The organism is Pseudomonas arsenicoxydans (assembly GCF_006438915.1).
In the GTDB taxonomy this organism is placed as follows: Bacteria; Pseudomonadota; Gammaproteobacteria; order Pseudomonadales; family Pseudomonadaceae; genus Aquipseudomonas; species Aquipseudomonas arsenicoxydans_A.
The window spans coordinates 195843-217009 of record NZ_RCZE01000004.1 but is presented as its reverse complement, the minus strand read 5'-3'; the positions used below and the strand labels follow the sequence as shown (position 1 = coordinate 217009).

Below are 21167 nucleotides of genomic sequence, written 5' to 3'. Positions count from 1 at the left end.
AGCAAGCCCGCTCCCACATTCGACCGAGTTGTTTCTGGCGAATGCGCTTAAATGTGGGAGCGGGCTTGCTCGCGAAGGGGCCGGCACATTCACCACAAAATCCGGTTACTCGACCCGCATCTCCCCGCTAAACACCAACGTGCTCCGGCATCGCCGACACAAATACCGCCGCCCTTGGCGCACCAGGCCATGACGCTGCGCTGAAAACGGAAAATCACTGTCGGCACACGGGCATTTGTAGATATAGCGCGTCACGCTGCGGCGTTTGACGTCGTAGGTGTGGCAGCGATTGGGCGGCAGTTCGTACACGCCGCGCATGATCAGCTGCCACTCTTCACCGTGTGGCTGGATGCGGTCGCCAAACAGCTGATGCGCGATCAGGTGCGCGACCTCGTGGGCCACGGTTTGCTTGAGGAAGTCTTCGGTGTTTTCCCGGTACAACTGCGGATTGAAGCGCAGCAGGTTCTCGTGCAAATGCGCGACACCGGCTTTTTGACCGCGCAGCTTGAGGCTCACCACGGGGCGTTTGAAAGTTCGTTTGAAAAAGGATTCGGCGAGTAGGTAACAGTCTTCGACGCGGGTATTGAGTTGCTCGGGCATGCTTGATGGATCTCCAGAGACGTCGAGTATGCCGCAACCCTGGAGTCTTGCGAATCGTCGAGGCGCCGAATGGTCGTCGCCTCCGGCATTAGAAGGCCGCCTTGCGGCGGCCTGTATTGGCAGATCTTGTTTTGGGGTAGAAAGCACTACTTAGTTCGTATAGACCGGCCCCACGCCGAGTCCCCAGACAATAACTGTGAACGCCATGATGGCCACCAGCACCACCAGGCCTACCGCAAGCACCGAACTCGAAAACAGGAACCCCTCGTCTGATGGAATGTTCATGAAAGTGGGTAGCCCCACGTACAGCAAGTACACCGTGTAGCAGATGGCCGCCGTCCCGACGATCATCCCCAGCCACATGTGTGGGTACAGCGCCGCCAGACCGCCGATGAACAGCGGGGTCGCGGTGTAGGTCGCAAACGCAACGCAACGGGCCAGGCTCGGGTTGGCGTCATAGGTGCGAGCCATCCAGTGGATGAACGCGCCCATCACTGCAACACCGCCGAGCATCGCCACGTACGACATGATCGTCATCCATAGCGCGCTTTCCTGCGTCAGCATTACCGGTGCCCGGCTGCCAATAACCCAACCGACTTTGGTGGTGCCGATAAACGCCGAGATGGCAGGGATCGCCGCCAGAATCAGCGTGTGAGTCAGGTACATGTGGCTGATGCTTTCCTCTTGGTCGCCACGGATTTCTTTCCATTCCTGGTCGGGGTGGGTGAAGAGCCCCACTACGTGATGGATCATGCCAGTCACTCCTCTTGTTTTTACCGTCGCCCCCCAGTGGAGCGCCTACAGGCCAAAGTGGCCACGTAAGTAAAGGTCTGGATTTGAATGCGACCTTATGTCGCAGTATAGAAAGGACTTAACCGCACAGGTGATAGGGGCTTAGAGCAAATCGCGCTGTAAACACAGCTGTTAATCGCCGCAGGGTCTGTCGACATACGTCCCTGTGGGAGCGAGCTTCTGTGGCGAGGGGGCTTGCCCCCGTTGGGTTACGAAGTAACCCCCAGCCTTCCGGATAAATCGCAGTGCTTGATTGACGACTGCTGCGCAGCCGAACGGGGGCAAGCCCCCTCGCCACAAGAGCAAGGTTTTTGCGTAAAATGCCGGCCTTTCGTCACACCTCACGGATTCGCGTCATGGGCACTCTCACGGTTAACCAGAACAAACTGCAAAAGCGCCTTCGCCGTCAGGCTGGTGAGGCTGTTGCCGACTTCAACATGATTGAAGACGGCGACAAGGTCATGGTCTGCCTGTCCGGTGGCAAGGACAGCTACACCCTGCTCGACGTGCTGATGCACTTGCAGAAGGTCGCCCCGATCAAGTTCGAGATCGTGGCCGTGAACATGGACCAGAAGCAGCCAGGTTTCCCGGAGCACGTGCTGCCGGCCTACCTCAAGGAACTGGGCATCGAATACCACATCGTCGAGAAAGACACTTACTCGGTGGTCAAGGAGCTTATCCCGGAAGGCAAAACCACCTGCTCGCTGTGCTCGCGACTGCGTCGCGGCACGCTTTACACCTTTGCCGACGAAATCGGTGCGACCAAAATGGCCCTCGGTCATCACCGCGACGACATCGTCGAGACGTTCTTCCTCAACATGTTCTTCAACGGTTCGCTCAAGGCCATGCCGCCTAAACTGCGTGCCGATGATGGTCGTAACGTGGTGATCCGTCCGCTGGCGTACTGCAACGAAAAAGACATCCAGGCCTATTCGGACTTCAAGCAATTTCCGATCATCCCGTGCAACCTCTGCGGTTCTCAGGAAAACCTGCAACGCCAGGTGGTCAAGGACATGCTGCAAGACTGGGAACGCAAGACCCCGGGCCGTACCGAAAGCATTTTCCGCAGCCTGCAAAATGTGCAGCCGTCACAATTGGCGGATCGCAATCTGTTTGATTTCACCAGCCTCAAGATCGACGAATCGGCGGCTTCGCGCTTCGTCAACGTGGTCAACCTCTAAACAGTATTGTGGGACCAAGCTCGCTCCCACAGTTTTTTCGATTACCTCAGGAGAGGGCATGCGCGATTACAAGTGGCTGCACGAATACTGTCTGAACCGCTTCGGTTCAGCAGCTGAACTGGAAGCCCATCTGCCCGTTCCGAAAACCCCGGCACAATTGCGCAAGATCAGCGACGACCGCTACCTCTCGACCATGGCGCTGCGGGTGTTTCGCGCCGGGCTCAAGCACAGCCTGGTGGACGCCAAGTGGCCGGCCTTCGAAGAAGTGTTCTTCAAGTTCGACCCGGAAAAAGTCGTGCTGATGAGCGCCGAACACCTCGAACGCTTGATGCAGGATGCGCGAATCATCCGTCACTTGGGCAAGCTCAAAAGCGTGCCGCGCAATGCGCAGTTCATTCTGGACGTCGCGCATGAGAAGGGTAGCTTCGGTGCGCTGATTGCCGATTGGCCGGTGACGGATATCGTCGGGCTGTGGACCTACCTGAAAAAGCGCGGCCATCAATTGGGCGGGCTGTCAGCGCCGCGCTTCTTGCGCATGGTCGGCAAGGACACCTTTGTGCCGAGCTACGACGTGGTCGCTGGGTTGAATGCGCAGAAGATCGTCGACAAGGTGCCGACCAGTTTGCGCGATCTGGCTTTGGTGCAGGAGGTGTTCAACCAGTGGCATGAACAGAGTGGTGGGCGGGCGATGAGCCAGATTTCGATGATGCTGGCTTACACCGTCAATCATTAAGACCGAGTCGCCCCCTTCGCGAGCAAGCCCGCTCCCACATGTGACCGCATTCCAACTGAAGGAACCCGGTCAAATGTGGGAGCGGGCTTGCTCGCGAAGGGGCCAGATCAGGCAGTAGAGATCTCGCCCTCGCCAGCCAGCTTGCGATTGAGCTGAAACCGCCACCGCACATACAACAACGCCGAGCAGAACACCGCCAGGCTCGCACCCATCTCCAGCAACCCAAACAGCTGCCGATTCGGGTCATACGCCGCCAGCGCGCCCTTGATGAAATACAGATTCACCACAAAACACATCCACGAATGCCCGCGCGCGCTGCCGATAATCATCCCCGGCGCCAGCAACAGCAGCGGCACCAATTCGATCATCAGAATCACCCACGGCCGCGCGCCATGCAGGTCGGCGAACACCAGGTAGTAGGCGCACAACAGCCCCAGCAGACCGAAAAAGCACAGCAGGCTGATGGCGCGCATCGCCCGGACCCGCGGTTCGAGCCATTCAATGGACGGCAGAATCTTAGGCTTCTTGGCCACGTCAGTTCCCCAGCTTTTGCGCAGTCTTGGCCAAGCGCAGGCCCAAGGCCCGGCACAGCGCCACTTCATGTTCATTCAAGCCGCTTTTGCCATCGGCCCCGGCGTGATGACTGGCGCCATATGGCGTGCCGCCGCCGCGGGTTTCCAGCAACGCCGACTCGCTGTAAGGCAGGCCGGTGATCAGCATGCCGTGGTGCAGCAGCGGCAGCATCATCGACAACAGCGTGGTTTCCTGACCACCGTGCAGGCTGGCGGTCGAGGTGAACACGCCCGCTGGCTTGCCCACCAGCGCGCCGGTCAGCCACAGGTTGCTGGTGCCATCGAGGAAGTACTTGAGCGGCGCGGCCATGTTGCCGAAACGGGTCGGGCTGCCCAGGGCCAGGCCCGCGCAGTTCTTCAGGTCGTCGAGGCTGGCGTACAGCGCGCCTTCGTCCGGAATGTCCGGCGACACGGCTTCGCATTCGGTGGAAATCGCCGGCACGGTGCGCAGGCGCGCTTCCATCCCGGACTGCTCAACGCCGCGGGCAATTTGCCGGGCCATTTCATTGGTCGAGCCGCTGCGGCTGTAATACAGAACCAGAATGTAAGGCGCGCTCACGGCAGCAACTCCAGGATGTGCTCCGGCGGACGGCCGATGACGGCTTTGTCGCCGACTTCGAGAATCGGGCGCTCCATGAGTTTCGGGTGAGACGCGATGGCCGCGATCAATTGCGCTTCGCTCAGGATGGCGTCGGCGAGGTTGAGGGTTTTGTACTCGTCCTCACCGGTGCGCAGCAGTTGCCGGGCACTGAGGCCGAGCTTGCTCAGCAGGCTCTCGATTTGCGCGGCGTTCAGCGGCGTTTCGAGGTAGCGGACGACGGTCGGGGTCAGGCCACGGGCTTCGAGCAGTTCGAGCGCACCGCGAGATTTCGAGCAGCGCGGGTTGTGATAAAGCGTCAGATCGGTCATGTGCGGGTCGCTTCTTGCGTAAAGTGGCGGCTATTCTAACTGTGCAGCGCGCAATCCAGAACCTTGCGAGGCGATGGGTCGCAGGCGCATTCAATTTTGAGCAAGGATTACAACATGACAAGGCGACTGGCAGCGGCATTGGCGATTATCGGGGCGTTGATGCTGGGGGGCTGCGGCAATGACTACGGCGTCGACCAGGATGGCCATAAAGTTGCCTCCAACCGTCTCGACAACCAATGGGTGGTGCTCAATTACTGGGCCGAATGGTGTGGCCCGTGCCGGACCGAAATTCCGCAGCTGAACGCGTTGGCCGATCAATTGAAAGACAGGAAGATCGGCGTGTTTGGGGTCAACTTCGACAACGTGCAGGGTGAAGAGCTGAAGAGCGCCAGCGAGAAACTGGGGATCAAGTTCACCGTCCTGGCTTCAGACCCGGCCGATCTTTTTGAGTTGCCACGCAGTGAAGCCTTGCCGGTGACGTACATCATCGATAACAAGGGCAAGGTTCGCGAGCAACTGATGGGCGAGCAGACGGCGGCGGGGGTGATGGCGAAGCTTGAGGCGTTGCAGGCGGTCAAGTGATCGGATACGGGGCTGTGGCTAATGAGGTTTTGTGGCGAGGGAGCTTGCTCCCGCTCGACTGCGCAGCAGTCGCAAACCACTACATATGGCGTATCTGATGAACCGAGGTGACGGGGTTTAGGGCTGCTTCGCAGCCCAGCGGGAGCAAGCTCCCTCGCCACAGTTGTTTTCAGGTGGCACAGGGGTGATCAACCCTCTTCAAGCCACCAACGCAACGGCTTGCCTTCCGCCGGCCAGAAGCGCATCTGCTCGATCGGGGAAATGTCCCAGCGCTGCACGCCTTCCAGCGCCTGCAAGAAGCGTTTTTCCTGCTCCATGACCGCTGGCGCGCACAGTTTTCGGGTGCTGCCGATCTGGCCGAAGCTCAGCTTGTCGCCTTCCAGGGTGTACGGCGCGAACCAATGGTTGCAGCCGCCGTTGCCGTACGCCCGGCCGTCGTCACCGAGGGTGATGGTCAGGTGGCTGTAGTCCATCAGCGGACGTTCGCCGATCCATTCCAGAATGTAGCTACGGTTTTGTTGCAGTTGCACCGGCTCGGCGGCGCAGCCCAGCAGGCTGGCACCGACCAGGGTGGTCAGGGCGAGGCGTTTCATCACGCAGGCTCCTGGCATGTCGGGCACAGGTGTTTCTCACCCACGGTGGTCCAGCCCAACTCGGCAATCCGTGCGGTGGCGGCAGGCTTTTCAGCCTTGTTGCCCAGTTTGGCGTCGACCGCGAATTCAAAGCTCAGCGCTTTGGCGCAGCTGTCGCAATTGACTTCCCAGGTGTGGATCCCCAACTCGCCAAACACCGGGCCACTGCTCACCGCGACCCATTGGCCGGGCGGGTTGATCAAGTGGCGAACCGTTTCGACGGTCAGGCGCATGGACAAGTCCTTGCTGCCTTTGAGAGTCACTACCAGCACGTCGCCAATCCGGATCGAGCCACCGTTGCCGGTGACTTGATAACGCCCCGGCACCAAGGCGCGGCATTCGGTAAGGGTGTGTTGCGGGCTCATCAGGGTGTAGCGGAAATCGTGTTCGACCATGGGTCCTCCAAATATGCGCGGTATGCTATCACGGGCCTGCACGCAGCATGGGGCGCGGAGATGACCTTCGATCAGGTTCAAAAAACCTATCGACTCATGGCACACTGCCGCCTTTACACCTCTAGGGAACGGACATGGCGTTAATCGAATGTTATGAGTGCAAGCAAAGCATCAGTTCCACGGCGCCTGCATGTATTCATTGCGGTGCGCCGACGGCAACGGTGCAAGCGGCCACTTCGACAGCCGCGCCCGTGCAGGCACCGATTTCTTTCGGGCGTTTGCCGGAGGACGAGAAAGTGGCGCGGGTGACACCGGCTGCGTTCGGACGTAAGCGAAGAACCCAGGTTGAAACCGACGTTTCAGCACCGACACCGGCTCCGACACCCACGCTGAACGGGACACGACCGGTAGAACTCTGGCTGAAACTGATGATTTTCTTCCTGCCGCCGTTTTTTGTCTGGTTCCTGCTGCGTCGCGGGCATTCCGTGGGGCAGCGCCTGCTCGGCTTCGGCTGGCTGGGACTGATGATCCTGTTGTCCAAAGTCTGAGAAAACTCAGCCCTCGACCCGATTCTGCGGCGCTCCGGCGGCCCAAGCGACGATGTTCTGCAAGGTCGTCGCGGCAATCGCGCCCAAGGCTTCACGGGTCAGGAAGGCCTGGTGCGCGGTGATGATCACGTTCGGAAAGGTCAGCAGCCGCGCCAGCACATCGTCCTGCAGCGGCAAGTCCGAACGGTCTTCGAAAAACAGCTGCGCCTCTTCTTCATACACATCCAGCCCCAGATAACCCAGTTGGCCGTCCTTTAGGGCGTCAATCAGCGCCGGGGTGTCCACCAGACCGCCACGCCCGGTGTTGATCAGCATCGCGCCGGGTTGCATGTGCGCCAGTGATTCGCGGTTGATCAGGTGTTGGCTCTGCTCGTTGAGCGGGCAATGCAGGCTGATGATCTGCGACTCGGCGAGCAGCTGCGGCAAACTCAAGTAGCGGGCGCCGAGGGCTTCGACCTGCGGATTGGGGAACGGATCGTAGGCGAGCAACTGGCAGCCGAAACCCTGCATGATCTTGGCGAATGTTGCGCCGATCTGCCCGGTGCCGACCACGCCGACGGTCTTGCCCACCAGGTCGAAGCCTGTCAACCCGTGCAGGCTGAAGTCGCCTTCGCGGGTGCGATTGTAGGCTCGGTACAAGCGGCGGTTGAGTGCCAGGATCAGCGCCACCGCATGCTCGGCCACGGCGTGTGGCGAGTAGGCCGGGACGCGCACGATCGCAAGGCCCAGACGCTTGGCCACAGGCAGCTCGACATGGTTGTAACCGGCCGAACGCAGGGCGATCAGGCGTGTGCCGCCCGCGGCAAGACGTTCCAGCACCGGGGCGCTGAGATCGTCATTGATGAAGGCGCAGACTACATCGTGATGTTCTGCCAGCGCCACAGTATCGATACTCAGCCGCGCCGATTGAAAGTGCAGTTCGATGCCGGCAGGCAGCTCGGCGCCCAGAAAGCTGTCGCGGTCGTAGGTCTGGCTGCTGAAAAGAATCGTGCGCATGAATCCTCCTGGAAAACTCGGTCAAGCTTTATGTAGCAGCTTAGCGCTGATGGTGGTCAGCGCCGTTGCGCTGCATCAAGCGTTGAGACGGGCATGCGCGGCCAGGCGATTGATCGCCCGGTCGAGGTCTTCCAGGGCGCCGGGCGCTTTGGGGTCCTGTTGCTTGAGCAGGGTTTCACTGCGCTGGCAGGCTGCGCGCAGTTGCGGGACGCCGCAATAACGGGTGGCCCCATGCAAGCGATGGACGCGTTCGATCAATGCATTCTGATCGTTGCTTTCCCGGGCAACCCGAATGGCTTCGCGGTCGGCTTCAAGCGAGGCCAGCAACATCGCCAGCATGTCCGCTGCCAGATCCGCCTTCCCCGCGGCCAGGCGCAAACCTTCTTCGGGGTCGAGCACCTGCAAATCATGCCCGCCACCGTGGCTGTCGCTGGAACGTTCCGGCCCGTGGTTACGCAGGGCCAGACCTGTCCACTTCAGCACCACCTGTGCCAATTGCCGTTCGCTGATGGGTTTGGTCAGGTAATCGTCCATGCCGCTTTGCAGCAGTGCACGTTTTTCATTGGCCATGGCGTGAGCCGTGAGGGCGACGATCGGCAGGGGAGTGCAATGCCGCTCGCTCTCCCACTGACGAATCGCTTCGGTGCTTTGACGCCCGTCCATGCCGGGCATTTGCACGTCCATCAACACCAGGTCGAAGGTTTCGTTCTGCACCGCTTTGACCGCGGCGTAACCGCTTTCAACCGCAAGCACCTTGGCGCCCATGTCTTCGAGCAGGGTTTGCACCAGCAACAGGTTGGCTGGGTTGTCGTCGACGCACAGTACTTTCGGCGCACGACTCGACACCGGTTCGCCGGGTTCGCTGCGCTGCTGGCGCGGGTTGACCAGATCGGACAAGGCCCGACGCAGTTTTCGGGTGCAGGCCGGTTTGGCCTGAAGCTGACTGTGCGGGTTCGGTACCGAGAGATGGAACAGCGTCTGCTCGGTGGTCGGGCACAGCACCAGTACTTTGCAGCCCAGGTGTTCGAGGTCCCAGATGTGCTGGTTGAGACGCTCGGGCGGCATGTCGTTGCTGGTGATGCCGAGCACCGCCAGGTCGATGGCCTGATCGGTCTGATGCGCGCCGGTCACGCCATTGGCCAAACTTTCCAGGGTATTGAACGGCGTGACGCTCAAGCCGCAATCTTCCAGTTGATGCTGCAATGCCTGCCGCGCCAGTTCATGGTTTTCCAGCACCGCCACGCGGCGCCCAAGCAGGGGAGGGCCGGGCAGGTCTTCGGCGTCGTCACGGGTCTTGGGTAGACTCAGGCTGATCCAGAACTCCGAACCTTCGCCCGGGGTACTGTCGACGCCAATCTCGCCGCCCATCTGTTCAATCAGTCGCTTGGAAATGACCAGCCCTAGACCGGTACCGCCGGGTTGCCGGGACAATGAGTTGTCGGCCTGACTGAAGGCCTGGAACAGCGCGCGCACGTCCTCGTTCGACAGGCCGATACCGGTGTCTTGAATACTGATGCGCAATTGCACGCTATCTTCGTGTTCTTCTTCGAGCATGGCGCGGGCAACGATGGTGCCTTCGCGGGTGAACTTGATCGCATTGCTGACCAGGTTGGTGAGGATCTGCTTGAGTCGCAGCGGATCGCCCACCAGCGACAATGGCGTGTCGCGGTACACCAGGCTCACCAGCTCCAGTTGTTTGGCGTGGGCGGCCGGGGCGAGGATGGTCAGGGTGTCCTGCAGCAAGTCGCGCAGGTTGAACGGAATATTGTCGAGCACTAGTTTGCCGGCCTCGATTTTCGAGAAGTCGAGGATCTCGTTGATGATCCCCAGCAGGCTGTCGGCGGATTTTTCGATGGTGCCCAGGTAGTCGAGCTGGCGCGGCGTCAGTTCGCTTTTTTGCAGCAGGTGGGTGAAACCAAGAATGCCGTTGAGCGGCGTGCGGATTTCATGGCTCATGTTGGCCAGGAACTCGGATTTGATCCGGCTCGCTTCCAGGGCTTCCTTGCGCGCCAGGTCCAGCTCGATGTTCTGGATCTCGATGGTTTCCAGATTCTGGCGCACGTCTTCGGTGGCCTGATCGACGCTGTGTTGCAATTCTTCCTGCGCATTTTGCAGGGTGCCGGCCATACGGTTGATGCCGGACGCCAGTTCATCCAGTTCCTGGCTACCGAGGGGCGGCAGGCGGGTTTCCAGATGACCGTCCTTGAGTTGCGCCACCGCCAGTTTGATCTGGCTGATCGGCCGATTGATGGTCCGGCCCATGCGCAGGGCCAGCAGCGCAGCGCCAGCCAGACCGGCGGCAATCATCATCAGGCTGGCAAACAGGCTGCGGTAACCGCGCAGCAACATGCCGTTGTGCGACAGCTCAAGTTCAACCCAGCCCAGCAGGCGGTCGGCTTCGTCGGGAATCAAGTCGCCGGCCAGGTTGCGGTGTTTGCCGAATACCGGCAGCAGATAACGCGTCGCATCGTTGCCGCTGCGGCGCAACATCTTCGAACTGTCGCCCAGCGACGGCGCCGAATTGAGCATGGTCGGGCCAGCGTGGGCCACTGGCGTGCGGTCGGGGGCGAGGAAGGTCACTGCGCGCACGTCGGCTGTTTCCAGCGACTGGGTGGCGATGCGTTCCAGCAGCTCGTTGTCCTTGTGAGCCATGGCCGGGGCCACCAGCGGTGCAAGCTGTTCGGCAATCATCTCGCCGCGCTGCATCAATTGGGATTGCAGGTCGGATTGCTGCATCCAGGTGAAATAGCCGCCCAGGACCAAGGCCATCAGAGTGGTCGGCAACAGGGTCAGCAACAGCACGCGGCCTTTAATTCCCAGTTTCTTGAGCACGCATCTCTCCTGCATCCAGCGATTGATTGACCTGCGTGTACTTCCGGTACGCGCCACCCGGGCAGTGTAGCGACTTGCAGGCAGGCAATCTTCGTAAAATTGATGTCGTCATTCGTCGGCCGGCGGGCTGGTTTTACGTCTTGGGCAAACCTTGGGTTGCCCATCGGCAGGCAATCTTGAATAATCGCCCAACTGAGAATTATTTGCAGATACTGATGACTCCCATCCCGATTGGCCGTCCCCGAATCCTTTCCATCGAAGACGACCTCGTGCTCGGTGCCTATGTGCACGAGCATTTGGGCCGGTGTGGTTTTCAGGTGACCTGGTGCCAGAACGGCCAGGAAGGCCTGGCCATCGCGCGCCAGCAAGCCTTCGATGTGGTGTTGATGGATATCCTGTTGCCGGGCCTGGACGGGCTCAATGTGTTGACGCAGTTGCGCCAGAGTCATGCCACGCCGGTGGTGCTGATGTCGGCCCTGGGCGCCGAGGAGGATCGCATCAGCGGTTTTCGCCTGGGCGCCGATGACTATCTGCCAAAACCGTTCAGCATGGCCGAGTTGCGCGTGCGCATCGAAGCGATCCTGCGCCGGGTGGCGCTCGACCGTCGACCGGCGACGCAGCCGTTGGCCTGCGAGGTGCACAGCCTGCGTTTCGATGATGAACTGTGTGAGGTTTTCCATGGCGAGCACGCCGCAGGCCTGACTCGCAGCGAATATCGGTTGCTGGAAACGCTTAATCGTAATGGCGATGAAGTGTTGAGCAAAGCCTTCCTCTATCAGCATGTGCTGCAACGCGGTTACGCCGCCCATGACCGCAGCCTCGACATGCACATCAGCCAGATCCGCCGCAAACTCAAAGGCATCGGCTATATCGAGCGCGAAGTGCGTACGGTCTGGGGCAAGGGTTACGTCTTGAGTGCTGCCGATGAAATGGTCTGACGTGCCGGGGCGGCACTCGCTGTTCTGGAAACTCGCCTGTTTGTTGGTGGCGTTCTGTCTGCTGATGATTTGGCTGAGCTGGTCGTGGGGCCGGTACATGGAACAGAAAAACCTGTTCCTGTCCGACGAAGCCCGGGGCACGCTGACCCGTTACGCCGCCGAAGCCGAACAAGCCTGGAATCAACGCCAGAGTGCAGGCGTCGATGTCTGGCTGCAGGGTATCGGCAAGCGCGAGTCATCCTGGGTCGGTGTCATCGGCGCTGATTTGCAGTCGTTGAGCAGCTATCCGCTAACGGACAAGGAAGTTCAACGCCTGACCTTTTTGCGTGGGCTGGATTGGCCAACGAGTCGCCATACCAAAGGCTTGCCATGGCTGAGAATCCCTTTTCCCAACGACCCGGCGGCCGGTAGCCTGGTGATCGAGTTGCCCCAACGTTTTTTACCGGGGCAGTACCGGGTGTTCTGGCGCGTGATCACCAACGGGATCATTCCGGGGATGTTCACGCTGCTGTTATGCGTTGGCCTTTATCGACTGTTGGTCGTGCCGTTGAACAACCTGCGCGAACAGGCCAACGCCTGGCGCGTGGACCCGTTGAACGTACGCCTGTCGAGCAGTACCACCAATCGTTCGGATGAGCTCGGCGAACTGGGCCGGGCCTTCGATCACATGTCCGAGCGCCTGCAAAGCACCGTGGCCTTGCAGCGGCAATTGCTGCGCGACCTGTCCCACGAATTGCGCACACCGTTGAGCCGCTTGCGGGTGGCCAGCGAAAGCGAGCAGGGGCTGGCGGCGCTGCGCGAGCGTATCGGCCGGGAGGTCGATGGCATGCAGCGACTGGTCGAAGACACGCTGCAACTGGCCTGGCTCGACACAGAGCGCTCACCGTTGCCCGATGAAGCGATTCAAGTCCAGGCCTTGTGGGAAATGCTCACGGAAAATGCCTGCTATGAAAGCGGCTGGCCGGGCAGTCAATTGCGCTGCACGGTGGACTCGTCATGCTGGGTGCGCGGCAACCTCAACACCCTGGCCCAGGCACTGGAAAACATCCTGCGCAACGCCATTCGTCATTCACCCGAGGGCGGTGTGGTGAGTCTGGGCGGGCAGCGCGATGGCGACTTCTGGCATGTGTGGCTGGAGGATGAGGGCGGCGGGGTGGCTGAGGCTGATCTTGAACGGATCTTCTGCCCCTTCATTCGGCTCGACGGTTCGCGACCGGGAGATGGCGGGTTTGGGTTGGGGTTGAGCATTGCGAAGAATGCGGTGCGGCGCCAGGGTGGGCAGCTATGGGCTGAGAATGCCGGTGCGGGACTGCGGCTGAATATGCGGTTAGTGGCTGAAGTTGATGGTGTGAGTGATGACGCCATCGCGAGCAAGCTCGCTCCCACAATGGGTGTGTGTCACCCACAAGAGGTGTGATCCCCCCCGATCCCTTTGTAGGAATGAGCCTGCTCGCGATGAGGCCTTTCCAGCCATCAAACAGCAGGTTTTGCCAGAGCGTTCCCGTTCTTTTGTACGACCTTTCCTAAAGCGAATTACCGACACCTTCAACCTGACTCGACGGAATAGACTCGCGCTTTTCCTCGTCCTCAGGAGTCCAGCATGAATGCATCCAGCGTCCCCGACAATGCAACCGACGACCGCTTCAATGAGGTGCTTGCGCTGATTCAAAGTGCCAAACAGCAGGCCATGCAGGCGGTGAATACCCAGCTGATTGAGCTGTACTGGCAGGTGGGTGCTTACATCAGTCGCAAGCTGGAAAAAGCCGAATGGGGTGATTCTGTGGTCAGTCAGTTGGCTGAACATCTGGCCACGACTCAACCTGGGTTACGTGGTTTTACCCGGCCCAATCTATTCCGCATGCGTCAGTTCTACGAAACCTACCGGGACAACGAGAAAGTCTCACCGCTGGTGAGACAAATACCCTGGACCCATAATCTGGTCATTTTCAGCCAAGGAAAACTCCCTGAAGAGCGGGAGTTTTACCTTCGTATGGCTGTTCAAGAAAAATGGTCGAAGCGTGAACTAGAGCGTCAGTTCAAGGCCGCACTGTTCGAACGAAGCGTGACCCAGCCAGCAAAAACCTCTTCGGCGCTTAGACAAACTCACCCAGCTGCGCTTGAGATTTTCCGTGACGCCTACATGCTCGAATTTCTCGACCTGCCCGGTGGTCACGCCGAAACTGATTTGCATAAGGGGTTACTGGTACGCCTCAAGGATTTTCTAAGCGAGCTCGGCCGCGATTTTTGCTTTGTCGGCTCTGAATTCCCACTGCAAGTTGGCAGTCGTGATTTTGCTCTGGATTTATTGTTCTATCACCGTGGCCTCAATTGTCTGGTGGCCATAGAGCTAAAGGTCGGGCGATTTGAGCCGGAGTATTTGGGCAAGCTCGACTTTTATCTGGAAGCGCTTGACCGCAATGTGCGCAAACCCCACGAAAACCCCTCCATCGGCGTATTGCTCTGCGCCAGCAAAGAGGACGAGGTGGTCGAATACGCGCTCAACCGCAGTCTGTCGCCTGCACTGATCGCGGAGTATCAAGTCCAGCTACCGGACAAACAGCTGTTGCAGGCCAAATTGCATGAGTTCTATGCATTGAATATCGCGCACACAGAGGAATACTGAACCCGCTCAGGCTGCTTATTCCCATAAGCCATAAGCACCGCACTTTGCGTGATATGGCCTGCGAACGTTTGCCGGTATGATAGGCGCCCCCGCAGTCTGGATTGCGAATACGCCATGACCTTGCAGTACCCAACCATCGCCGATTGCGTCGGCAACACTCCGCTGGTTCGTTTGCAGCGCCTGCCCGGCGCCACCAGCAACACCCTTTTGCTCAAGCTCGAAGGGAATAACCCGGCGGGTTCGGTCAAGGACCGTCCGGCGCTGTCGATGATCACCCGCGCCGAGTTGCGTGGGCAGATCCACGCTGGCGACACGCTGATCGAAGCGACCTCGGGTAACACCGGGATTGCGTTGGCCATGGCCGCCGCGATCAAGGGTTACAAGATGATCCTGATCATGCCGGACAACTCCAGCGCCGAACGTAAAGCCGCCATGACGGCCTATGGCGCCGAGTTGATACTGGTCACCCAGGAAGAAGGCATGGAAGGCGCCCGCGACCTCGCTCAGCGGATGGAAGCCGAAGGCCGTGGCAAGGTGCTGGACCAGTTCGCCAACGGGGATAATCCCGAAGCGCACTACACCACCACCGGCCCGGAAATCTGGCGTCAGACCGAGGGCACCATCACCCATTTCGTCAGTTCGATGGGCACCACCGGTACCATCATGGGTGTCTCGCGCTATTTGAAAGAACAGAACGAAGGCGTGCAAATCGTTGGCCTGCAACCGATGGAAGGCTCGGCGATTCCGGGCATCCGTCGCTGGCCGCAGGAATACCTGCCGAAGATTTATCAGGCCGATCGTGTCGACCGTATCGTCGACATGGCGCAAAGCGAAGCCGAGGACGTGACCCGTCGTCTGGCCCGCGAAGAAGGCATTTTCTGTGGCGTGTCCTCGGGCGGTGCGGTGGCAGCGATGCTGCGCCTGTCCAAAGAAGTTGAAAACGCAGTGATCGTCGCGATCATTTGCGACCGTGGCGACCGTTACTTGTCGACCGGCATTTTCGACGCGCCTAACTGATGGCCAAGCACGAGAGAGGCCTGCGCTTCCAACCCACGGGCGGCAGCAAGGCTCCACAAATCCCGACCGGCAAAAAGCAGCGCTTGAGCATCGAGCGCCTGGCTAATGACGGTCGCGGTATCGCTTTTTTCGAAGGTCGCACCTGGTTCGTCATCGGCGCATTGGCCGGTGAAGAAGTCGAAGCGCGGGTGTTGGGGGCGCATGGCAAGGTAGTCGAGGCGCGCACCGAGCGCGTGTTCCAGGCCAGCGAATTACGTCGCCCGGCACCGTGCCCGCATGCCGGTCGCTGTGGCGGCTGCAGCGTGCAGCATCTGCCTCATACCGAACAACTCGCCCTGAAACAGCGCATGCTCGCCGAGCAACTGTCCAAGGTCGCCGGTGTCGAACCGCAAGAGTGGGCAGCGCCGTTGAGCGGTCCGGAGTTCGGTTACCGCCGTCGCGCCCGGGTGGCGGTGCGCTGGGACATGAAAGCGAAAAAACTTGAAGTCGGATTCCGCGCAGCGGGCAGTCAGGACATCGTCGCGATCAACGAATGCACGGTGCTGGTACAGCCCTTGCAGCCAATCATGGCCCGCTTGCCGGAGATGTTGCGTCGCTTGAGCAAACCTCAGGCGCTGGGGCATGTGGAATTGTTCAGCGGCTCCTCGTTGGCCGTGTTGCTGCGGCACATGGCGCCGTTGTCTGACAACGACATGACCATCCTCAAAGATTTCTGTGCCTTCCATGAAGCCCAGTTGTGGCTGCATGGGGACGGCGAACCGCAACCGGTCGAGGCCGATGCGTCGCTGGGTTATCGCCTGGAACAGTGGGACCTGAATCTGGCCTACCGGCCGGGGGATTTCATTCAGGTCAATGCCGGGGTCAACGAAGCGATGATTGCCCAGGCGCTGGACTGGCTGAAACCGCAGGCGGATGAGCGGGTTCTGGATTTGTTTTGTGGCTTGGGTAACTTTGCCTTGCCGCTGGCCAAGGCCGTTCGCGAAGTCGTGGCGGTGGAAGGTGTGCAGGCTATGGTGGAGCGCGCCGCGGCGAATGCTGCTAGCAATAATCTGCATAACGCGAAGTTTTTTCAGGCCGATTTATCCCAGCCTTTGACCGACGCCGAATGGGCGCGCGAAGGCTTTTGTGCGGTACTCTTGGACCCACCGCGTGACGGAGCTTTCGAGGCCGTGCGCAAGCTGGCGTCCCTGGGCGCCAAGCGGTTGGTGTACGTGTCGTGCAACCCGGCAACGCTGGCGCGCGACACGGTTGAATTGATCAAGCAGGGCTACCGGTTAAAACGTGCCGGGATTCTCGATATGTTTCCTCAAACGGCACATGTCGAGGCCATGGCGTTATTTGAAGCGAGCTAGGACGGCTCGTCTGGTCCGACTGTCCCGCCCGTGCAGCGCTCGCATGAGCCCCGCGAGCGCGAGCGGGCAACGAAGGTCAGCGATTTGACGCATTGAATCTGCGTCGTAGGGAAGGTAAGCAAGATGGTACAGGTGAGAGCACACCAGCCGATCAATACAGACGGCAGTATCAATCTCGAGGCTTGGCTCGATCATGCGGTCAGTGTCGATCCGGCACTGGATCGCGAAGCCTTGAAGGAAGCGTGCGAGTTCGCTCGTACGTCTGAACAGCAGGCCAATGCGGCGAAGAATCTCTGGTCCGAAGGGACGTCGAGTTTCCGCACGGGCCTTGAGATCGCCGAGATTCTCGCCGACCTCAAACTCGATCAGGATTCACTGGTCGCCGCGATCTTGTACCGCGGCGTGCGCGAAGGGCAGATTCTGTTGCCTGCGATCAGCCAGCGCTTCGGTCCACTGGTGGCCAAACTCATCGACGGCGTGCAGCGCATGGCGGCGATCAGCGACAGCCTCAGCCCGCGTAAATCCCTGGTGCTGGGCACTCAGGGCCAGGTCGAAAACCTGCGCAAAATGCTGGTCGCCATGGTCGACGACGTTCGCGTCGCGCTGATCAAACTGGCAGAACGCACCTGCGCGATTCGAGCGGTGAAAACCGCCGACGACGAAAAACGCAATCGCGTCGCCCGCGAAGTCTTCGACATCTATGCGCCACTCGCGCACCGTCTCGGTATCGGTCACATCAAGTGGGAACTGGAGGACTTGTCCTTCCGTTACCTTGAGCCTGACCAGTACAAGCAGATCGCCAAATTGCTGCATGAACGGCGTCTGGATCGCGAGCGTTTCATCGCCGACGTGATGAGCCAGCTGAAAAACGAATTGCAGGCCACCGGCGTCGATGCCGACATCAGCGGCCGGGCCAAACACATCTATTCGATCTGGCGCAAAATGCAGCGCAAGGGTCTGGAATTCAGCCAGATCTACGACGTTCGCGCCGTTCGCGTGCTGGTGCCGGAAATGCGCGATTGCTACACCGCGCTCGGCATTGTCCACACCCTGTGGCGGCACATCCCGAAAGAATTCGACGACTACATCGCCAACCCGAAAGAGAACGGCTACCGCTCGCTGCACACCGCGGTGATCGGCCCCGAGGGCAAGGTGCTGGAGGTGCAGATCCGCACCCACGCCATGCACGAGGAAGCGGAACTGGGCGTGTGCGCACACTGGCGCTACAAGGGCACCGACGTCAAATCCGGCTCCAACCACTACGAAGAGAAAATTTCCTGGCTGCGTCAGGTCCTCGAGTGGCACGAAGAACTGGGCGATATCGGCGGCCTGGCCGAACAGCTGCGGGTCGATATCGAGCCGGACCGGGTCTACATCTTCACCCCGGACGGTCACGCCATTGATTTGCCCAAAGGCTCGACGCCGCTGGACTTCGCGTACCGCGTGCACACCGAAATCGGTCACAACTGCCGTGGCGCGAAAATCAACGGCCGGATCGTACCGCTCAACTACAGCCTGCAAACCGGTGAACAGGTCGAGATCATCACCAGCAAGCACGGCACTCCGAGCCGCGACTGGCTGAACCCGAACCTGGGTTACATCACCACCTCGCGGGCGCGGGCGAAGATTGTCCACTGGTTCAAATTGCAGGCGCGTGATCAGAACGTCGCGGCCGGTAAAACACTGCTTGAGCGCGAACTCAGCCGCCTGGGCCTGCCGGCGGTGGACTTCGACAAGCTGGCCGACAAAGCCAACATGAAGACCGCCGAGGACATGTTCGCCGCGTTGGGCGCCGGTGATTTGCGCCTGGCGCAATTGGTGAACCTGGCGCAGCAACTGGTCGAGCCGGAACGCGGCAACGAACAGCTGGAGCTGATCCCGCGCAAAGCCACCGGCTACAAACCGGGCAAGCGTGGCGACATCCAGATCCAGGGCGTCGGCAACCTGATGACGCAAATGGCCGGCTGCTGCCAGCCGTTGCCGGGCGACGCGATCGTCGGTTACATCACCCAGGGCCGCGGTGTGAGCATTCACCGTCAGGACTGCGCCTCGGTGCTGCAACTGGGCGGGCGCGAGCCAGAGCGGATCATTCAGGTCAGCTGGGGCCCTGTGCCGGTGCTCACCTACCCGGTGGACATCGTCATTCGCGCCTATGACCGTTCCGGTTTGCTGCGTGACGTCTCGCAGGTGCTGCTCAACGAGCGGATCAACGTGCTGGCGGTCAACACCCGCTCGAACAAAGAGGACAACACCGCGTTGATGTCCCTGACCATCGAGATTCCGGGGCTGGATGCGCTGGGGCGGTTGCTGGGACGGATTTCCCAGTTGCCGAACATCATCGAAACCCGCCGTAACCGGACGCCTTGAAACCGATCCCTGTAGGAGCTGAGCTTGCTCGCGATTGCGATTGACCTGACACACCGCTATCGCGAGCAAGCTCGGCTCCTACAAGTTCGCCGAACGAGATGATTGATGTACAGCCTTGAAGACCTGCTGCACTTGATGAACCGCCTGCGCGACCCGCAGTTCGGTTGCCCGTGGGACATCAAGCAAACCTACGCCACCATCGTCCCGCACACCCTCGAGGAAGCCTACGAAGTCGCTGACGCCATCGAGCGCGGTGACTTCGATCACTTGCAGGGTGAGTTGGGCGATTTGTTGTTCCAGGTGGTTTATTACAGCCAACTGGCACGGGAAGAAGGGCGCTTCGAATTCGCCGGCGTCATCGACAGCATCACCCGCAAGCTGATCCGTCGGCATCCTCATGTGTTTCCAACCGGTGATCTGTATGCGCCCATGGACATCCCGCGCCTGAGTGAAGAACAGGTCAAGCAGCGCTGGGAAGAGATCAAGGCCGAGGAGCGCGCCGAGAAATCGGCCGCGCCGCAACAACTGTCCTTGCTCGACGATGTGCCCTCAGCCCTGCCGGCATTGTCTCGTTCCGCCAAGTTGCAGAAGCGCGCCGGACAGGTCGGTTTCGACTGGCCGGACGCCTTGCCGGTGCTGGACAAGGTCCGCGAAGAGCTCGATGAAGTGCTCGAAGCGATGGCCGACAACGACTCGGCAGCGATTGCCGATGAAATCGGTGACTTGCTGTTTTCCGTGGTCAATCTGGCGCGTCATCTCAAGGTTGATCCGGAAACCGCGCTGCGTGGCGCCAACAGCAAATTCGAAAGACGCTTCCGTTTTATCGAACAGGCATTGCGCGACACCCACCGTCCCATAGAAGATTGCACCCTTGAGGAGTTGGACGCCCTGTGGGGTGAAGCCAAACGTCAGGAAAAGAATTTGACCAGCTGCGGTTGAGCAGTTGCCTAAGTGAGAAACAAGCACCATGAGCATTTCCCTTCGCGACCAGTTGCTCAAAGCAGGGCTGGTCAACCAGAAGCAGGCCAAACAGGTCGGCAAAGAGAAACAGAAACAACAGCGCCTGGCTCACAAAGGCCATATCGAACTGGATGACTCGCAGCAGCGTGCGGCGCAGGAAGCGCAGGCCGAGAAGGTCAAGCGCGACCAGGAGCTGAACCGTCAGCAGCAGGAAAAAGTCGAGGCCAAGGCGCGCGCCGCGCAGATCAAGCAATTGATCGAAGTCTCGCGTCTGCCGAAGCTGACCACCGAGGATTACTACAACTTTGTTGATGACAAGAAGGTCAAGCGCCTCTGCGTCAACACGCTGATGCGTAACCAGCTCAGCAACGGCTTCCTGGCGATCGTGCACCACGCCGGCGGTTACGAAGTGATTCCGCGTGAAGCGGCGCTGAAGATCCAGGAACGTGATCCGCAACGCATCGTGCAGATGAACGTGAAGACTGAAGAAGTGGCTGCCGAGGACGATCCGTACGCCGCCTATCAGATTCCGGATGATCTGATGTGGTAAGCCGTTAAAGGCTGCCACAACGACAAACCCCGCTCATGGCGGGGTTTGTCGTTTTCAATGCTGTAGTTGTTCAAGCGGAGCGCAACGCCCTTTGCTGCTCCAGTGTTTCCAGTTCGGATTTGTAGTTGTGCGCGTCAGTCTCGGAGTGAAACATGCCCACCAGCAGGTCTTGTTGGTGGACATCCCAAATGCGGATACCGGCGGCTACACCCTCATGGGATTTATGTGAATCGTCGCGTTCAGTTACTTTTACAGTCATCTGCTAGCTCCAATCTCAATGATCTGCACCAAGGCGTGTGCAGGTCTTTGTTATACGTTTTGTTAGCTTGCTAAGTAAACGCTCGGGATTGGTAACAAACAATTGCCGATTCTGCAAAAGTCCCGCAGCCCGCGTAACACGCGACATTCGGTCGCAGGGCATTGAGTTTTATGACAAAAGCTTCATGTTCAACGCAATCCATGTAGGAGCCGAGCTTGCTCGCGATGGCGGCTTCACAGTCAATGATGATGGTGAATGTTATGCCCTCATCGCGAGCAAGCTCGGCTCCTACAGGTTTTGATTTTAAAAGCACAAAAAAAACGCCCCGA

Annotated in this window: 22 protein-coding genes; 12 read left to right on the top strand and 10 right to left on the bottom strand. The window is 59.7% G+C overall.

The window, feature by feature from the left end; all coding sequences use genetic code 11:
• Positions 1-105 precede the first annotated feature (105 nt).
• Both EAH78_RS10020 and EAH78_RS10015 read right to left on the bottom strand, forming a co-directional pair.
• Entirely contained in the window at positions 106-600 is a 495-nt protein-coding gene (locus EAH78_RS10020) for a SprT family zinc-dependent metalloprotease (protein WP_140667407.1), read from the bottom strand.
• A 150-nt stretch (positions 601-750) separates the two neighbouring features.
• The gene (locus EAH78_RS10015; RefSeq protein WP_140667406.1) at positions 751-1353 is read right to left on the bottom strand and encodes a Yip1 family protein; all 603 of its coding nucleotides are present in this window, start codon (positions 1351-1353) and stop codon (positions 751-753) included.
• A 395-nt stretch (positions 1354-1748) separates the two neighbouring features.
• Between EAH78_RS10015 and ttcA the strand changes: the two genes are divergently transcribed.
• Together ttcA and EAH78_RS10005 are read left to right on the top strand one after the other, a co-directional pair.
• Positions 1749-2573 (top strand): tRNA 2-thiocytidine(32) synthetase TtcA, encoded by an 825-nt coding sequence (gene ttcA / locus EAH78_RS10010; RefSeq protein ID WP_140667405.1) that lies wholly within the window; start codon positions 1749-1751, stop codon positions 2571-2573.
• A gap of 58 nt (positions 2574-2631) precedes the next feature.
• Positions 2632-3306, top strand: coding sequence for a DNA-3-methyladenine glycosylase I (locus EAH78_RS10005; RefSeq protein WP_140667404.1), 675 nt, complete (start codon positions 2632-2634; stop codon positions 3304-3306).
• A 107-nt stretch (positions 3307-3413) separates the two neighbouring features.
• Here EAH78_RS10005 and EAH78_RS10000 read toward each other — a convergent pair whose 3' ends face one another.
• From EAH78_RS10000 to arsC, 3 genes are read right to left on the bottom strand one after another with little or no spacing between them, the layout of a single operon-like run.
• Positions 3414-3839: a DUF2069 domain-containing protein gene (locus EAH78_RS10000; RefSeq protein ID WP_140667403.1), complete on the bottom strand. Its 426-nt coding sequence runs from the start codon at positions 3837-3839 to the stop codon at positions 3414-3416.
• Position 3840: 1 nt separating this feature from the next.
• A complete protein-coding gene (gene wrbA, locus EAH78_RS09995) occupies positions 3841-4437 on the bottom strand; it encodes an NAD(P)H:quinone oxidoreductase (RefSeq protein WP_027923973.1) in 597 nt (198 codons plus the stop codon).
• Positions 4434-4787 (bottom strand): arsenate reductase (glutaredoxin), encoded by a 354-nt coding sequence (gene arsC / locus EAH78_RS09990; RefSeq protein ID WP_140667402.1) that lies wholly within the window; start codon positions 4785-4787, stop codon positions 4434-4436. Before arsC ends, wrbA begins: the two co-directional genes overlap by 4 nt.
• A 114-nt stretch (positions 4788-4901) precedes the next feature.
• Between arsC and EAH78_RS09985 the strand changes: the two genes are divergently transcribed.
• Complete coding sequence (locus EAH78_RS09985) at positions 4902-5369, top strand: TlpA disulfide reductase family protein (protein ID WP_140667401.1); 468 nt, start codon at positions 4902-4904, stop codon at positions 5367-5369.
• Positions 5370-5557: 188 nt separating this feature from the next.
• On the opposite strand, the gene EAH78_RS09980 is transcribed toward EAH78_RS09985, so the two are convergent.
• Together EAH78_RS09980 and EAH78_RS09975 are read right to left on the bottom strand one after the other, a co-directional pair.
• Positions 5558-5962 carry an META domain-containing protein gene (locus tag EAH78_RS09980; protein ID WP_140667400.1) on the bottom strand — a complete coding sequence of 135 codons (405 nt, stop codon included), beginning with the start codon at positions 5960-5962 and terminating at the stop codon, positions 5558-5560.
• Entirely contained in the window at positions 5962-6396 is a 435-nt protein-coding gene (locus EAH78_RS09975; RefSeq protein WP_140667399.1) for a hypothetical protein, read from the bottom strand. Before EAH78_RS09975 ends, EAH78_RS09980 begins: the two co-directional genes overlap by 1 nt.
• A 134-nt stretch (positions 6397-6530) precedes the next feature.
• Here EAH78_RS09975 and EAH78_RS09970 point away from each other — a divergent pair, with 134 nt between their 5' ends.
• Positions 6531-6944, top strand: a complete 414-nt coding sequence (locus tag EAH78_RS09970) for a hypothetical protein (RefSeq protein WP_140667398.1) — start codon at positions 6531-6533, stop codon at positions 6942-6944.
• A gap of 6 nt (positions 6945-6950) precedes the next feature.
• Here the strand turns inward: EAH78_RS09970 and EAH78_RS09965 are convergent, their stop codons facing one another.
• Together EAH78_RS09965 and EAH78_RS09960 are read right to left on the bottom strand one after the other, a co-directional pair.
• Positions 6951-7940 (bottom strand): 2-hydroxyacid dehydrogenase, encoded by a 990-nt coding sequence (locus tag EAH78_RS09965; RefSeq protein ID WP_140667397.1) that lies wholly within the window; start codon positions 7938-7940, stop codon positions 6951-6953.
• Positions 7941-8015: 75 nt separating this feature from the next.
• Entirely contained in the window at positions 8016-10772 is a 2757-nt protein-coding gene (locus EAH78_RS09960; RefSeq protein ID WP_140667396.1) for a response regulator, read from the bottom strand.
• 215 nt (positions 10773-10987) lie between these two features.
• Between EAH78_RS09960 and EAH78_RS09955 the strand changes: the two genes are divergently transcribed.
• The 8 genes from EAH78_RS09955 to EAH78_RS09920 all read left to right on the top strand — a co-directional run bounded on the left by EAH78_RS09955 (position 10988) and on the right by EAH78_RS09920 (position 20579).
• Positions 10988-11710 carry a response regulator transcription factor gene (locus EAH78_RS09955; RefSeq protein ID WP_140667395.1) on the top strand — a complete coding sequence of 241 codons (723 nt, stop codon included), beginning with the start codon at positions 10988-10990 and terminating at the stop codon, positions 11708-11710.
• A complete protein-coding gene (locus tag EAH78_RS09950; protein WP_140667394.1) occupies positions 11697-13127 on the top strand; it encodes a sensor histidine kinase in 1431 nt (476 codons plus the stop codon). Before EAH78_RS09955 ends, EAH78_RS09950 begins: the two co-directional genes overlap by 14 nt.
• A gap of 183 nt (positions 13128-13310) precedes the next feature.
• Entirely contained in the window at positions 13311-14333 is a 1023-nt protein-coding gene (locus EAH78_RS09945; protein ID WP_140667393.1) for a PDDEXK nuclease domain-containing protein, read from the top strand.
• A 114-nt stretch (positions 14334-14447) separates the two neighbouring features.
• A complete protein-coding gene (gene cysM / locus EAH78_RS09940) occupies positions 14448-15350 on the top strand; it encodes a cysteine synthase CysM (RefSeq protein ID WP_140667392.1) in 903 nt (300 codons plus the stop codon).
• Positions 15350-16702 carry a 23S rRNA (uracil(1939)-C(5))-methyltransferase RlmD gene (gene rlmD / locus EAH78_RS09935; protein ID WP_140667391.1) on the top strand — a complete coding sequence of 451 codons (1353 nt, stop codon included), beginning with the start codon at positions 15350-15352 and terminating at the stop codon, positions 16700-16702. Before cysM ends, rlmD begins: the two co-directional genes overlap by 1 nt.
• 123 nt (positions 16703-16825) lie before the next feature.
• A complete protein-coding gene (gene relA / locus EAH78_RS09930; protein ID WP_140667390.1) occupies positions 16826-19069 on the top strand; it encodes a GTP diphosphokinase in 2244 nt (747 codons plus the stop codon).
• A 105-nt stretch (positions 19070-19174) separates the two neighbouring features.
• A complete protein-coding gene (gene mazG / locus EAH78_RS09925) occupies positions 19175-20008 on the top strand; it encodes a nucleoside triphosphate pyrophosphohydrolase (RefSeq protein ID WP_140667389.1) in 834 nt (277 codons plus the stop codon).
• A 28-nt stretch (positions 20009-20036) separates the two neighbouring features.
• Positions 20037-20579 (top strand): DUF2058 domain-containing protein, encoded by a 543-nt coding sequence (locus EAH78_RS09920; RefSeq protein ID WP_140667388.1) that lies wholly within the window; start codon positions 20037-20039, stop codon positions 20577-20579.
• Positions 20580-20649: 70 nt separating this feature from the next.
• Here the strand turns inward: EAH78_RS09920 and EAH78_RS09915 are convergent, their stop codons facing one another.
• A complete protein-coding gene (locus EAH78_RS09915; protein ID WP_140667387.1) occupies positions 20650-20838 on the bottom strand; it encodes a hypothetical protein in 189 nt (62 codons plus the stop codon).
• Positions 20839-21167: the final 329 nt, after the last annotated feature.

Excerpts from the sequence above, each read along its gene's own strand:
- ttcA (WP_140667405.1), top strand. The coding sequence starts at position 1,749 with ATGGGCACTCTCACGGTTAACCAGAACAAACTGCAAAAGCGCCTTCGC.
- EAH78_RS09985 (WP_140667401.1), top strand. The coding sequence starts at position 4,902 with ATGACAAGGCGACTGGCAGCGGCATTGGCGATTATCGGGGCGTTGATG.
- EAH78_RS09965 (WP_140667397.1), bottom strand. The coding sequence starts at position 7,940 with ATGCGCACGATTCTTTTCAGCAGCCAGACCTACGACCGCGACAGCTTT.
- EAH78_RS09945 (WP_140667393.1), top strand. The coding sequence starts at position 13,311 with ATGAATGCATCCAGCGTCCCCGACAATGCAACCGACGACCGCTTCAAT.
- EAH78_RS10015 (WP_140667406.1), bottom strand. The coding sequence starts at position 1,353 with ATGATCCATCACGTAGTGGGGCTCTTCACCCACCCCGACCAGGAATGG.
- EAH78_RS09915 (WP_140667387.1), bottom strand. The coding sequence starts at position 20,838 with ATGACTGTAAAAGTAACTGAACGCGACGATTCACATAAATCCCATGAG.
- EAH78_RS10020 (WP_140667407.1), bottom strand. The coding sequence starts at position 600 with ATGCCCGAGCAACTCAATACCCGCGTCGAAGACTGTTACCTACTCGCC.
- cysM (WP_140667392.1), top strand. The coding sequence starts at position 14,448 with ATGACCTTGCAGTACCCAACCATCGCCGATTGCGTCGGCAACACTCCG.
- mazG (WP_140667389.1), top strand. The coding sequence starts at position 19,175 with ATGTACAGCCTTGAAGACCTGCTGCACTTGATGAACCGCCTGCGCGAC.
- EAH78_RS09970 (WP_140667398.1), top strand. The coding sequence starts at position 6,531 with ATGGCGTTAATCGAATGTTATGAGTGCAAGCAAAGCATCAGTTCCACG.
- EAH78_RS09920 (WP_140667388.1), top strand. The coding sequence starts at position 20,037 with ATGAGCATTTCCCTTCGCGACCAGTTGCTCAAAGCAGGGCTGGTCAAC.
- relA (WP_140667390.1), top strand. The coding sequence starts at position 16,826 with ATGGTACAGGTGAGAGCACACCAGCCGATCAATACAGACGGCAGTATC.
- arsC (WP_140667402.1), bottom strand. The coding sequence starts at position 4,787 with ATGACCGATCTGACGCTTTATCACAACCCGCGCTGCTCGAAATCTCGC.
- EAH78_RS09980 (WP_140667400.1), bottom strand. The coding sequence starts at position 5,962 with ATGAAACGCCTCGCCCTGACCACCCTGGTCGGTGCCAGCCTGCTGGGC.
- EAH78_RS09950 (WP_140667394.1), top strand. The coding sequence starts at position 11,697 with ATGAAATGGTCTGACGTGCCGGGGCGGCACTCGCTGTTCTGGAAACTC.
- rlmD (WP_140667391.1), top strand. The coding sequence starts at position 15,350 with ATGGCCAAGCACGAGAGAGGCCTGCGCTTCCAACCCACGGGCGGCAGC.
- EAH78_RS09975 (WP_140667399.1), bottom strand. The coding sequence starts at position 6,396 with ATGGTCGAACACGATTTCCGCTACACCCTGATGAGCCCGCAACACACC.
- EAH78_RS10005 (WP_140667404.1), top strand. The coding sequence starts at position 2,632 with ATGCGCGATTACAAGTGGCTGCACGAATACTGTCTGAACCGCTTCGGT.
- EAH78_RS09955 (WP_140667395.1), top strand. The coding sequence starts at position 10,988 with ATGACTCCCATCCCGATTGGCCGTCCCCGAATCCTTTCCATCGAAGAC.